10 protein-coding genes are annotated in these 14,247 nt (G+C 36.6%); 1 reads left to right on the forward strand and 9 read right to left on the reverse strand.

Annotation, left to right across the window (positions count from 1 at the left end; all coding sequences use genetic code 11):
* Nucleotides 1-124: 124 nt before the first annotated feature.
* The 9 genes from E2R68_RS04800 to E2R68_RS04840 all read right to left on the reverse strand — a co-directional run bounded on the left by E2R68_RS04800 (nucleotide 125) and on the right by E2R68_RS04840 (nucleotide 10,186).
* On the reverse strand, nucleotides 125-1,681 hold the full coding sequence (locus E2R68_RS04800; protein WP_134276364.1) for an endonuclease/exonuclease/phosphatase family protein: 1,557 nt from the start codon (nucleotides 1,679-1,681) through the stop codon (nucleotides 125-127).
* Between the two features lie 478 nt (nucleotides 1,682-2,159).
* Nucleotides 2,160-3,296: an ABC transporter ATP-binding protein gene (locus tag E2R68_RS04805; protein WP_134276365.1), complete on the reverse strand. Its 1,137-nt coding sequence runs from the start codon at nucleotides 3,294-3,296 to the stop codon at nucleotides 2,160-2,162.
* A 43-nt stretch (nucleotides 3,297-3,339) separates the two neighbouring features.
* Complete coding sequence (locus tag E2R68_RS04810) at nucleotides 3,340-4,074, reverse strand: HAD family hydrolase (protein WP_134276366.1); 735 nt, start codon at nucleotides 4,072-4,074, stop codon at nucleotides 3,340-3,342.
* Nucleotides 4,064-5,545 carry a CehA/McbA family metallohydrolase gene (locus E2R68_RS04815; protein ID WP_134276367.1) on the reverse strand — a complete coding sequence of 494 codons (1,482 nt, stop codon included), beginning with the start codon at nucleotides 5,543-5,545 and terminating at the stop codon, nucleotides 4,064-4,066. Before E2R68_RS04815 ends, E2R68_RS04810 begins: the two co-directional genes overlap by 11 nt.
* A gap of 64 nt (nucleotides 5,546-5,609) precedes the next feature.
* Nucleotides 5,610-6,887 (reverse strand): extracellular solute-binding protein, encoded by a 1,278-nt coding sequence (locus tag E2R68_RS04820; RefSeq protein ID WP_134276368.1) that lies wholly within the window; start codon nucleotides 6,885-6,887, stop codon nucleotides 5,610-5,612.
* 6 nt (nucleotides 6,888-6,893) lie between these two features.
* Nucleotides 6,894-7,835, reverse strand: coding sequence for a carbohydrate ABC transporter permease (locus E2R68_RS04825; RefSeq protein WP_208380112.1), 942 nt, complete (start codon nucleotides 7,833-7,835; stop codon nucleotides 6,894-6,896).
* A gap of 10 nt (nucleotides 7,836-7,845) precedes the next feature.
* Nucleotides 7,846-8,733, reverse strand: a complete 888-nt coding sequence (locus E2R68_RS04830; protein WP_243834600.1) for a carbohydrate ABC transporter permease — start codon at nucleotides 8,731-8,733, stop codon at nucleotides 7,846-7,848.
* Nucleotides 8,734-8,831: 98 nt separating this feature from the next.
* Nucleotides 8,832-9,749, reverse strand: coding sequence for a LysR substrate-binding domain-containing protein (locus E2R68_RS04835; protein ID WP_134276369.1), 918 nt, complete (start codon nucleotides 9,747-9,749; stop codon nucleotides 8,832-8,834).
* A gap of 86 nt (nucleotides 9,750-9,835) precedes the next feature.
* The gene (locus tag E2R68_RS04840) at nucleotides 9,836-10,186 is read right to left on the reverse strand and encodes a DMT family transporter (RefSeq protein WP_134276370.1); all 351 of its coding nucleotides are present in this window, start codon (nucleotides 10,184-10,186) and stop codon (nucleotides 9,836-9,838) included.
* Nucleotides 10,187-10,740: 554 nt separating this feature from the next.
* On the opposite strand from E2R68_RS04840, the gene E2R68_RS04845 reads away from it, so the two are divergent.
* Nucleotides 10,741-14,133 carry an EAL domain-containing protein gene (locus tag E2R68_RS04845; RefSeq protein WP_134276371.1) on the forward strand — a complete coding sequence of 1,131 codons (3,393 nt, stop codon included), beginning with the start codon at nucleotides 10,741-10,743 and terminating at the stop codon, nucleotides 14,131-14,133.
* The last annotated feature ends 114 nt before the right edge of the window (nucleotides 14,134-14,247 follow it).

The raw sequence follows: 14,247 nt of genomic DNA on the forward strand, positions 1-14,247 counted from the left end.
CTTCAAAATATTCAGATAATAAATTGCACCTCTTTAGCAAAATGATCAAAAAAATGAACAAATTGAGTTATTTTTAAAATAACCCAATATTGTTCATTTTTTATAATTAAACACACCTATACAATTACATTGCTAGATTTACGTACTCTTCTATCTGCTCTTTACTAATCGTTAATAGAGCATAATCTTTACGCCAACCATTAATCGTTGCATCTCTGCGTAATCGTAATTGCAAAGCTTGATCATATTCAGAGCTAGAAAGCATACTCAGCACATTGTTAGAAACTTTAATTTCAAATTGCTGATTGTTAATATCACCTTCAATTATCTCAGTTTGCCAAATACTATCACGTGCCCCACTGCGATCACCCATGATGGCAAATATATACCCCCAATCATCACGCATCAGATCTAAGTTATTCAGTGTAAACTTAATCACTAAGTTTTCACCTTCAGCACTTAATTCTACATTCTCGAATTGTGGCTCCCATATAACTGGCTCGCTCTGTGGTGCATCATATGGTGTCTCAACAATAAAGCTTGTTGAGTACCAAAGATGATCAGAAACAAACTCACGCTCACCATATTGAGGCTCACCTTCAGCATCAACTTTTACACCACTATGTGGGTCCGACCAAGTATAGCTATCATCTTCACCATGAGGACCAGGGAAATAAGTATGAACTCGTGGGCCAATAAGTGATGCATCAACTAATTCTACACCTGAAGCCTGTGCGTTATAGTAAATAAAGTCTAAACGGTCTCGATCATCTAATGCTCGACCACATTGAGTAACGTAACTGTCGCCATCAGTCCAACTATCATCTTTATGGAATGGCCAAGACAAACCAGGGTGAGTGGCGGGATTTGGATATAGCTCTCGATAAGTATCTGTATAACCAGCATTTTTAACCAAACGATGGGTTAAAAAGTCATGTTGAGTACCTGCATGATCAAACATATAAGCTGTCTCTTCGGTCCAATCTAAACCAGAAGCTTCGTTAAAATCACCGCCAAATATAATCAAGTCATTGTTATCTTTATTATCTGTAAGCTTAGTCAGCATGTACCTAACTTGATCGGGCCTCATCGAACGTTCATTTAATATATCAAGCTCATCTGAATCAGATACCGCAACACAACCTTCACGTGCAGACCAAGTAAAACCATTACCACCACGCGCGTCGTAAACGACATAATTCTGATAATCTAAATGAGCACTCCATACAGGGACATCACGACCATTAATATCCAAAATAGCACCAATAACGTTACCATTATCAGTATGAATATCTTGGTTATCAAAAACCTGTTTTATAGGATATTTAGAAAGTAGTCCAACACTTGATACATCATGCTTACCTTGCCACACATACATACCTAACTCTTCACCAAGACGAGCAGTCACACCTGATGCCTCTGAAAGTAAAATAACATCGGGAGAAGCAAACTTGAGTTCCTCTACTGCGATATCAAAGGATAAGCGATCATTTGTAGTGAAGTTTCGACGTAAGCTATTCCACATATTAGCTGAAAGCACTTTTACTTCTGTTTGGTAAGATTCCGGTTGAGGTGCTGGAGCTGGTAATTCAGGTTCTTCTGTATCTGTATTAGAAGAGTTACTGTTACAACCAACCAACAAACTGCTGATCAAAAAAGGAAGAATTTTAGATGTTTTCATTATGTCCACTCATAGGTTATTTAGTGGGTTCATCATATGATGCCAAGATGACATTCTTACGCAGATCAACCTAATAAAATAAAACCGTACTCATAAGTATAACTTATCAATAGGTTTGAGCAGGTAATGAAACGCAGTTTGAGGGGATCGAAAACGAGCCGACACACTGCCTCACTACCATTAATAACACACTAAAATAGCATACGATCAGCTATGCCAATTACAATAAATTGCCTCTCTATTTCATTGCTTAAAAGAGACCATTTCTCAGCTGTAAATTTCGTAAATAGCACAGCCATTTACGTAAATTTTTGCTTAGAATTAAACTATTTTTCAGCGCAAAATTTAGATGGCATATTTAATGTAATCGGTATTAATTATTGAGGAAGAATACAGAGGAGAGTGTTAACTCTCCTCTAAATATAGCGGTTTAAAAAAACGCTATAAAGATTGCAGATTTTTTAGGGTAGCATCACTTCTAATAAAGCAGTGCTTGCTCTGTTTCAATATCAAATAGATGACAATGTGACATATCAAATTTCATATAATGATCTTCATTATGCTTAACGCTGTCATCTGGATTAAACGGGATACGTGAAATGATCTGTTCATTCCCTAATTTACAATACAAATAAAGTTCATTGCCCATCGACTCAATGACGTTAATATGAGTCAACGCTATATCCCCCTGCTCTGAAGGTGCTTGAGAGGTGTTGGCAACCGTTGATATATGTTCAGGACGCATACCAAACCATACTTTTTGTCCTATTTTATCACTTACCTTTTGTGCTTTATCATCAGGCAATAAAAAGCGTGTGCCACAGGCTAATTGTGTATACACATGCTCATTTTCTTTAATCAAGGTCGCGACAATAAGATTCATCGCAGGAGAGCCGATAAAGCCAGCAACAAACTTATTTGCGGGTAGATGATAAAGGTTCATTGGCGTATCAACTTGCATAATTCTACCTTGATTAAGAACACAGATACGATCACCAAGAGTCATTGCTTCCACTTGATCATGTGTAACATAAATCATGGTCGCATTCTGACCTTCAGCTTTTAAATCTTGATGTAATTGCGCAATACTAATACGTGTTGAAACGCGTAATTTAGCGTCTAAATTAGACAGCGGTTCATCAAATAAAAATACATCTGGTTTACGTACCATTGCACGACCTAATGCAACTCGTTGACGCTGCCCTCCAGACATTTCACCCGGTTTATTATTTAGCAGTTGAGTGATCTCTAAGGTTTCTGCCGCTTCGTTAATACGTCGCTCTATTTCTAATTTTTCTAGTTTTTGCTGTCTTAAACCAAAAGCCATATTTTCATAAACGGACATATGCGGATATAGCGCATAATTCTGGAATACCATCGAAATACCACGGTCTTTGGGCGGTAAATGGTTCACGCAACGATCACCAATAATGACCTCTCCTGCAGTTATATCTTCTAACCCTGCAATCATTCGTAATGTAGTAGATTTAGCACAACCTGATGGCCCAACAAACACCATAAATTCGCCTTCTTTGATAGTCAGGTCGATACCGTGAACCGCTTTAAATCCATTTGAATATTGTTTTTCAACTTGACGTAATATTACTTCAGCCATTTTTCTTCCATTTTTAATAATTATTTTAATGAGTGCTTATTTGTTAATTGAGATAACTAGTTAAGTGAGTATCAAAATCAGCAACTGAATTGAGTATATGATCCGCATGAGGTTTTAATTCTTCGGTAGTTGCCGTCCCTGTTAAAACCCCAATGGTAGCGGCACCAGCATTACGTCCAAAGTGCATATCTGAAACAGTATCACCAAACATAATGACATGCTGTGGTGCTAAATTGCAGTGTTCACAAAAAGCGGTGAGTAGTGCTGGAGCCGGTTTAGGCTCGATATCACCATCGGAATAACCAACAAAATCAAACAGATCATGTAGTTGACTTTGTACCAAGCTATAAATTGTTGCATTTTTTGTATCTGCTGTGGCCACTCCTAGCTTAAAACCTCTTTTCTTTAACTCAATAAGTTTATCTTTAACCCCTGGTAATGCTTGAATAAGAGATGGGTTATCTTCCACTTGCTGATTAAAAACGTTTTTTACATGCTGACTAAATTTTTCTTCATCGATGGTTAAATGCATTAATTGGTACCAAGCTGATGCTGTATCTTCAACTGGGTTTGATGCTAATAAACCATGGTTATCAACATGATCACCATATACACCAATCGCTGCTAATAATGCTTTGCTATCCGCTAGGCTATTTTTATTGTCAGCCTCAAAAGTATGCAGTATTTCCTGTGCTGCACCATGCGCAACTTGCAACCACATTTGATGGAATTCTAGTAGTGTGCCATCTTTATCAAACAGTAATCCTTTATTCTTCATTTTCTTTTATCATCTCTGTTAATTCACCCCAAGTACCTATTAAAGGATGGGAAAAGGTTGCATTTTGTCCGTTATAAATAGGGTTAATTAGCCCCTCAAACTCGGCATTATTTTTTTCATTATTCACATTTAACTGGCCGCGACGTATATCAACACGCAACCAACCATGGTTTTTCATATCTACATTAAAAAGGATCGTTTCTGCAGATAATTGATAACGGGCAATGATTTCGCCATCAGCAATACATTCTGCAAAATAATGTGATTGGCTATCATTCACTGATAATGCATATTCAACTACATTATTTTCAGCATCTTGCCCCGGTAATAAAGCGCCATCATTAATGTTAAACACTAAACCACATTGGCGTTCGATATAAACATGCCCTTGACGTAGACCACTTAAAATCGCATTTCCTGATAACCAATCCGCATAAACAAAAGTGCTTGGGTCTCCATAAATAGAAGCTTCGATAGCATTGGGGTTACGCTCATGTGGTGCTAAGTGTGAATCGCTTCCCCCTACTGCAGCAATACGATAGCCTGCATTCCAAAGATGCGTTAACAACGCTAATGCCTCTTCTGTTGCTTTAGGGGAACTTGACCAAGTGGGATCACAGCAAACTTCTAGGGTATTGATTTTATTCAGTGGAATATCTGGATATTGCCAATGCCAAGGTTTCATCATTGGATGATTAATACTGATGTTACCTTCATCGATTGCAACTAAATTTATCCCCTGTTCGATAAGCGCAGCACTTGAATAATCGGCCTCTAGCATATTCAAAGATTGTCGAGGTCCATGGACGTTAAAGTGCCCTTGATCGGTCGTTACTTCAATTGCAGGTAATATTAATGTTCGCTCAGAAATAGGAAGTGCAGGATGGCAGATATTATGTTCAGTGATAAAAAAGAAATCTAACGATTGTTGCTCTGCAATATTTACTGCGCTAGCAAGACTGTTATGACCATCTGATAATTGTGTATGTGCATGCAAATCACCTCGATACCAACGCGGTTCTTTATTTACGCAGTAGTCATAATCAAAATCTATATGATGATTAATACTATTCACATTGATACAAGGTTGAGTCTTCGTAGCAAGTAGTTTTTCATTACTGCAGTGCTGAGAATCAATAATATCACTATCTTCAATATCAACACTGTAACGCATCGCTTTAGGTGACCTGTTTTCCCCCTCAAGGTTATATAAATGCAATTGCCAGTCACCAGCAGGTAAAGGACCAGGAATCCCCCCCAATGAAGCCGATTGCTCGGTTAAAATAAGTTTTTTACTCTCTTTTTCAAATAATAAATTTGCGCGTAACTGCTGTTCGCAGTCATACAGATAAGCATATAAAAAACCTTTTTTAATCGTCGTCGCCGTGATCGTTAATGTTTTAATGTTAGCGCGAACGTTAAAATTTAAAACTCGATGACCAAACGTTAATTCACCGTTAAAATTCAACATTGTAGCTCCTTATTATTGGGGGATGGGTTGAATACACTCATCCCATCACCCCGATCAATATCAATTAACGATTAGCTCGATCTAATGCACGCTGTGCGCGTTTAGCAGCTTCTTTTAGTGCTTTCTCAGCAGGAATATTTTCAATTTGAACCTGATCCGCAGCAATACTTAACGCATCGAGAATACGTCCGTTCGTCGGGTCAAAAAAGGTTTCTCTCGACATTTCCGCTTGTTTAAGTGGCATTAAAGCCTGTGGGTTTTCTTCTGTATATGCCTGATATTCAGGAACATTCTTCACGCTGTTACGCACAGGGATATAACCAGTTTGCATTGACCAATGTGCAGTATTTTTGGCATTCGTATAAAACTTCATAAACTCAAATGCCCCTTTTGCCGCTTCTTCATCAGTGCCTTTTGGCATTAAGAAGCTAACAACGCCTGCTTGTGGATTAGCTGGGTGCTCTCCCCAACCCGGCTGTACTGTTGCAGCTAATTTTGTAAAATCAAGATCACCTTGGTCACCCGATGAACCGGTATAACCTAGAGCACGGTCTTTCATTACATCATCAATTGTTTTGTACCAATATTCCCATCCTTGGCCACCATGATGAATACGCATCGTTTTATCTTGGTGGATCCATTGACGGAAGCTTTCCCAAACAGTGATCCATTCAGGTGAATCGATAAGTACGGTTTTACCATCATCACTAATCACTTTTGCGCCATTAGAAAAAGCAGCATCCATTAGGTTGTTTTGTCCCCACATTGGCTCCCAACCATAGAATGTTGTGTTACCTGCAGCATCTTTTTTCTGTACAGCAGCAGACACTTTTGCAACACCTTGCCAAGTATTTAGGTCATCTACGCTAAATCCATGCTCTTTTAGAATGAGCTTATTGTAATAAAAAATTTGCGTCGTACCGTAAGCAGGTAATGCATATACTTCACCATTATCCTTGGTCACTTGCTGACGAAATGAACCAATAAAGTCATCATAATTAAATTCCTTATCCATATAAGGTCTTAAATCACGTGTTAAGTTACGTGCAGCCATCATTTTCGCTTGACTTGAATAAAGTAAAACAAATTCAGGTGCAGTTTTTGATGCCATACCTGCTTGCAGTTTCTGGTACGTTTCATCGTAGTTACCTTGTAACGCCCCTTTAACTACATAGTCACTTTGTGAACTATTAAATTCTTCAATCAGTTCGGTTATCAGTCTCTGTGGTTTAGACCCACCTGAATACCAAAAGTTAACTTCCGTTGTCGCCATTGCATTAGCTGAGAATGCTAAAGCGCCTGCTGCGGTAGAACATAAAATTGCTAGTTTTTTAAGTTTCATAGTTATTTACTCTTTTACGCCGTTATCGGCAATGCCTGACAAAATTGTCTTTTGAAAAATAATGAATAGGGTTAATAGTGGTAGTACCGCAATACTGCTAGCAGCCATAATTTGTGACCAATTTAAACCGTAGTTGCCTTCAGCAATAAAGAACTGTCTGATTCCCGTTGCAATCAGGTTAAGATCTTGAGAGGTAATTAATAAACTTGGCCACATGTAGCTGTTGTAATTGGTAATAAAAGTAATTAAAAATAAAGTCGCTAAAGCAGCTTTACATTGTGGCAATACGATTGCCCAAAGTATTTTCACTTCTCCAGCGCCATCAATTCTCGCGGCTTCAATTAAAGAAGGATGCACTTTTAAAAATACTTGGCGTAGATAAAACACACCAAAAACACTTGCTGCATTAGAGATAACTAAGCCCGTGTGGCTATCTAATAATCCCAAATTTGCTAGCGTGATATAAGAAGGAATGTAAGTCACAGCCCCAGGCAACATGTAACAAGCCATGACCACGAAATAGAGTAATGTTTGCGACCTAAATTTAAGCTGAGTAATGGCATAAGCGAACATTGCCGAATTAACAATCACGATCAAAGTAGTAAATAATGCAACAGTAAAACTGTTCATAATATACAAACCAAAAGGAGCACTATTAAACGCTTCAATAAAAGATTCCCAACGAAATTGCTCAGGAAACAGGTTCATCGGATTGCTAAATATTTCATCGTTAGATTTCATCGATCCCATTAACATCCAAACAAATGGAAAAACCATAATGAGTCCAGAAAATATTAAAAAAACATGCTTTAACGATTTACTGAATATCGATTTTGAAACCCCATTAGTGACAGTTTTGCGTTGTTTAAACAAAGCCAATAAAACTGTTAATGTTGACTTCTCATCTTGTTGCATAGCCCTTGGAAGGGGAATAGTTTGCGTTGTCATAACGAGTTCCTTAGTAATATATCCAACGTTTACCCATCTCGGTGTTAATAAGCGTTAGCACACCAGTGATCAGTAAAATAATAAGCGATGTTGCAGCTGCAGGGCCCATATCGTATAGCTCAAAGGCTTGCTGATAGAAAAGGTATAACAGCGTACGGGTACTGCCACTTGGGCCACCTTGAGTTAATATCTGGAATTGATCAAATGCTTGAATCGCGGTGATCATGTTAACGATAACCAAGAAAAAAGTGGTTGGTGAAATAAGTGGTAAAGTAATTTTTATAAAACGTGTTAGCGGGCTACAACCATCAATTAATGAAGCTTCGTATAATGATTCAGGAATTTTATTTAAGGCGCTGATAAAAAATAACATGGTCCACCCAACTCCTTGCCATATTGTTACGATCATGACAACGATCATCGCAGTATCACCACTTTCTAACCATGGGATAGGTGCAAATCCAATTTTGCCAAGTAGTAAATTTGCTAAGCCCGATTTAGTTTCAAAAACCCAAGACCAAACAATAGAAACCGCAACAGTAGGCGTTATCCAAGGTGAAAATATAACCGCACGATATAATTGGCTACCACGAAAGTTTTTATGCAACAGAAGAGCAAAAGCTAAACCTAACATCACAGTTGGAATGACCACACCAAGCGCAAATACAAAGGTATTATTTAATGCTTGTAAAAATTGACTATCTTCAAGCATGTATTGGTAGTTTTCAAAACCAACATAACTGTACTCTGGAGAAATATAATCCCAGTCAGTAAAGCTAATATAAACACTCCAACCAAATGGAACGATCCAAAAAGTTAAAAGCGGAATTAATAAAGGAGCAATAAATAGCAATACCTTTAATTTTTCCGAAAGTGTGTGTGAATTAATTTTCATCATAGTATTTTCCTTAACTGTATGATGTGTATATTAAGTAGGCTCTGTGACAACATTGCTTTAGAAAACATTATATTTTCCACTGTCAAACCCAAGAAAAACTAATGGCCAACCAATTCTTCGTTAGAAAAGGTATCTGCTGTTACCCCTTGGATATCTTGCTGATGCAACCAATCACAAAAAAAGTTTATCTTCGCGCTACGTTTATGTGGCGTGATAATGTAATGGCTTGAATCTGAGGGCATACTGCCGTTTAGCGCCAATACCAACTCACCACTAGCTAATGCCTTTGCAGCTACAAATGAGCGAACAAGCAATAAACCTATTGCTTGTTTGGCAGCCTCTAAAGCATGCAGTGAGTTATTGATTTCAAGTTTAATATTGGGCTCAACGGGAGGAATATTCAGATAACACAACCACTGCATCCAGCTTTCCTCATAACCTTTAACTTGGATTGCTGGTAGATGAGAAATATCTTTATTAGCCAGTTCAGCATAATGTTTGCGTTTAAATGTTGGGCTACAGACCATGACCCACTGTTCTTGGCACAAGCGTTCAGATTGAATATCATCATTCGCAATAAAACCATTGGTTATTTCAACGTCTGCATCTTTACAAGCATCTCTTGAAGGCCAGTCAACGAGTGATAAATCTAATTTGATAAAAGGAAACCTTTGGGTGAAATCACCTAACTTTGGTATCAGCCAGTTATGGCCAATTGAAGTGTTTGCTTTAATACGTAATACATCAGATTGTTGCTTGCCAAATAAAATCTGTGTTTGTAATTTAAGATGGTGCAGAGAGCCAGAAACAACAGGCAAGTATTGCTGGGCTGCCTGAGTAAGAGTGACACCACGTTGATTGCGAATAAATAAAGTGCAATCCAAAAATTCTTCAAGGCTTTTTAATTGCTGGCTAACAGCCGCCTGTGTAACGTGTAACTCACGTGACGCAGCACCAATTGAACCAAGCCTAGAGACGGCCTCAAAAGCCATTAATGCTCGTTGTGAAGGAAGCATAGATATACCCTTAATTTAAAAGCGGTTAAGGTAATCTATTTTTATGACAGGACTATGACATGATTAACAATTATTCTGAATTGCTGTTAATGACTGATAGTATTTGAAAAGACATTGATAATAATACTCCCTATTAGAATAAAGGTAATACCGAGAACTGCGACCCAGTCAAGTTGCTGTCCATACCAGAGCCAACTAATCATAGTCACCAAAAAAATGCCAGCTCCGCACCAGATAGCATAAGCAATAGCAACAGGGATTGATTTAACTGTGATAGATAACAAAAAAAAGGCTAGCCCATAACAAGACAGCACTATTACAGTCGTTATTAGCTGTGTAAATTGTTGGGTCTTAGGTAGTAGCGAAGTCGCTATGACTTCAAATATGATAGCAAGTAGCAATGTAAATGCAGGCATTGAGGAGAGTAATTTAAGCATAAATAGTCGTTTTATTAATTAGAATTGATAAATATTAGTCACCTAAAATACATGAGAAAAATGACAACATACCAATACCAAGCATTAGATTTATTAATGTCCAATTTAAATTTAAGTTAAGCCCTCCCCCCTTTCATCATTTATTAAATTTTTCTCTTGAATAATCGCATGATATTTATTGTCCAACAGCACAGAATTCTCAAAATAAAACATTCAACACTGCAAAAATATAAATAAGCTGTAAACTAATTTACAACAAAGATCACCCTACCTATTTTTATTCTAATTCCATTAAGTATGTGATCTAAATTTTGCGTTGAAACAACAATCCACTAAGAGGCGCAAATGGACGTAAATGGTTATTCGATTAACGAAATTTGTAACCAAGAATCGAGTGATTTTAACCAGTAAAATAGAACTGCTATTTACTACGATTGGTACTAATATTAATGATCTTATTAGCAAAATAATAGGGATATGGTTATCGTGATTAAGATTAACGACTATCAAAATAAATTAAATAAATTAAATAAATTATTATTTAAGGTGATTAAATGAATATTAATCATCTAAAAAATAACTTCCCTACTATTGCCATATTAACCAATATGATGGCAACTCCTTTCTCTGAAGGCATCATCTTTGGTGCTAAAGATTATGCGACTCAACAGCAGTATAATATTCTTTGTTTTAGTGGCGCTGAATTTGCTAAACCAGCTAAAACGAATATGTCTCGAGATAGAATTTTTGAGCTGATTGATAAGAAAGCGATTGATGGTTTAATTATTCCAATGGGGGCATTGAGTCGATTTATTTCAATAGAAGAACAATTGCTATTTTTAGAGCAATTTTCACATATCCCTGTGATTACTGTCGCTAGTTCTATCCCTGGTTATCTTGATGTTGGTTATACTCCCAAGCAGGGAATTGAAGAATTAGTAGAGCATTTAATCGGTGAACACCATGTTCAACGTTTTGCATTTGCAGGCCCAACAGGAACTCACCTTTCCACTCAACATAAAAAGCAATATTTTGAATCGGCACTAGCAACTCATGGTTTAAGCCTTAATCCTGGAATGTATATTACTAGTGATATGTCAACTAATGAGCCAATTCCTCTACTTGATGAACTGCTAACCAAGCCTAAAATAGAATGGCCTCAAGCAATTGTTGTGAGTACAGACAGTCAAGCTATTTCCATTATCACCATATTAAACAAAAAAGGAATAAAGGTTCCAGAAGATATCATTGTGACTGGTAGCATGGGAGATATGGACAGCCTTTTTTCAGAGCCTCCACTAACAAGCATAATAGAACCAACCTATGAACTGGGATGGAACGCAGCTAAAAAACTAATAACATTGATTGAAGGAAATACAATAACTGAAAATACTGTACTTCCTACATCATTAGCCGTAAGGGAATCTTGTGGTTGCCTGCAATCAGACGCTGATTTGTTCCTGTTATCTAGTTTACCAAAGACAGTTAACTCCAAAAACATAGTAGATTTGGAAAATATTCAAGAAGAATTAGAACAAGTCATTAGCGCCATTTCACCTGAACAACAAAAATATGTTAATCAGGATATCTCACACACGCTCACCATAATGCTATTTGCAGATTTAAAAGATGAAATGAGCCATCAATTAATTGCATATTTTACTAAGCATTTAGAGTCGGCCATAAAAACAGATCAAATATCCTTATGGAATAAACTTGCGCAAGCAGTTCATCATCGATTAATCCAATCGATTGATAGAATTAATAACAAAAGTAAAGCCGTCAAAATTGCTAGTGACCTATGCAAAATAGCGCAGCGATGTAATATTAAAGCAAGTCACTATCGTAGTTTTGAAACAGAAAAATATTTAGGTAGTATCAGGGAAATTGGTATTCAACTAAATTCAGAATTTAACCTTAATGAAATAGCTCAAAATTTACAAGATGGCCTTAATTTTAGCGATTGTTATATCAGTATTTTTGAAGATTTAGGTGAAGATAAAACACTAATGAGTAGTGTTTTTGCCATGCAGAATAAAGAACATTTAAGCACTTCAAACTCCCCTTACCCTTCCTCTGAATTAATGCCACCTAACGTTAAAGCGTACGATCAATTATTTGCTTTAGTTGTTATGCCTTTATCTTTTAAAGAGGACTTTATTGGTACCTGTGTACTCGACCTTGCAGTAGGCAAAGGAGCAATATACGAAGGACTACTTACTCTTTTTTCTTCGGCATTAAAAAATCAGATACATGTTCATCGTTTAAGTGAAGCAGAAAAGAAATTTAGTGATATTGCTCATAGTGCTTCAGACTGGCTTTGGGAAATTGATAGCAAAGCATGTTTTAAATACAGCTCAGATGGTGTTAAACAAGTATTAGGCTATTCACAAGAGGAAATCATTGGCCGCCCAATGACTGATTTTATTGCTCATTCAGCCACGAACAATATACGAAAATTAATCAATTCTATGCAAACTCAACATGAGCTAGAAGGCTTTGAAACTCGTTACCAACATAAAAATGGTACAGAAAGAGTATTACTTACTACTGGCAATCCTATTATTAAATATGGGAAAACAATCGGTTACCGTGGCGCCTATAAGGATATTTCACAACTAAAAGCACAACAAGAGCGAATAGAAATCCTCGCTTATCAAGATCCTCTTACCAATTTACCTAACCGTGTACAGTTCAATGAATTTTTGAATAAAACGATCTCAATATCAAAACAACAACAGCTAACATTTGCCCTTTTATTTATCGACCTAGATGGTTTTAAATTAGTAAATGACTCATTAGGTCATGATGGTGGTGACTTATTGTTAATAGAGGTTAGTAAATTATTAAAGCAATGTTTACGAAGTGGCGATATATTAGCTCGATTTGCAGGCGATGAATTTACACTTATATTACCTAATATTAAAGATCAAAGTCTTATACAAGATACAGCTAAAAGAATATTAAAAACCCTATCAGCTCCGATCATTATTAAAGAAAAAATTGTCTATATTAGTGCCAGTATTGGTATTGCTCTATTTCCAATTCACGGAGAGCAATCAAGGCTCTTATTAAAAAGAGCTGATAAAGCAATGTACCTTTCAAAGCGTAATGGTAAAAACCATTTTTCTTTTTACGAGCAGGGTTTAGAAGATGCGCTTAATCGAACAGTAATGATCCGTCAGTCGCTACATACAGCAATTCGAGAAGATGATTTCTTTTTGGTATATCAACCTCAAATTGAAAATAAAACTGGAGAGATATCTGGAGTAGAAGCATTACTTCGTTTACCAGAAGAAAAATACCATAACATTACGCCAGATGAATTTATCCCTATAGCTGAAGAAGCCGGTTTAATTGAAGAAATTGGGTTATGGGTTTTTAAGACAGCCTGTATACAGCAACAACAATGGATAACCTCAGGTCTTAATTTAAAGTGCTCTATTAATGTATCAGCCAAGCAATTTAGAAACCCTAATTTGGCCGATAACTTCATTAATATAGTTAAAGAAAGAAAAATTGATCCTTGCATGGTCACATTAGAAATAACTGAAAATGCTATTTTCGACAATCAAGAGGAAGCACAAGCGCTCCTACAGCAGTTATCTAACCATGGCTTTAATATTGCGATTGATGATTTTGGAACTGGTTATGCCTCCTTAAGTTGCTTACATAAAATCCCTGTCAATATTATTAAAATTGATCGCTCTTTTATAAATAATTACGCTAATAACCAAGAAAATGCGAGTATTGTTCCTGCAATTATTATGATGTCTAAAGGACTCAAATTAGAAGTTGTAGCGGAAGGAGTAGAAACAAGGGAGCAATGGAAATTTCTTAAAAAATTAGATTGTGATGTACTACAAGGATATTTATTTTCTAAGCCAATCTTAGCAAAAGAGATCCCAATTCTATTAAATAATTGGAACATCAAACAATTCGATTAAAAACAAGTTCTGATTCAACATTGAAGCACTCATCTACAATTTAAAACCACTTTCCTACAGACATAAAAAAAGAGAGCCTAAGCTCTCTTTTTTGAATGTGTTTGAAACTATAAA

The organism is Psychromonas algarum, from assembly GCF_004376845.1.
In the GTDB taxonomy this organism is placed as follows: Bacteria; Pseudomonadota; Gammaproteobacteria; order Enterobacterales; family Psychromonadaceae; genus Psychromonas.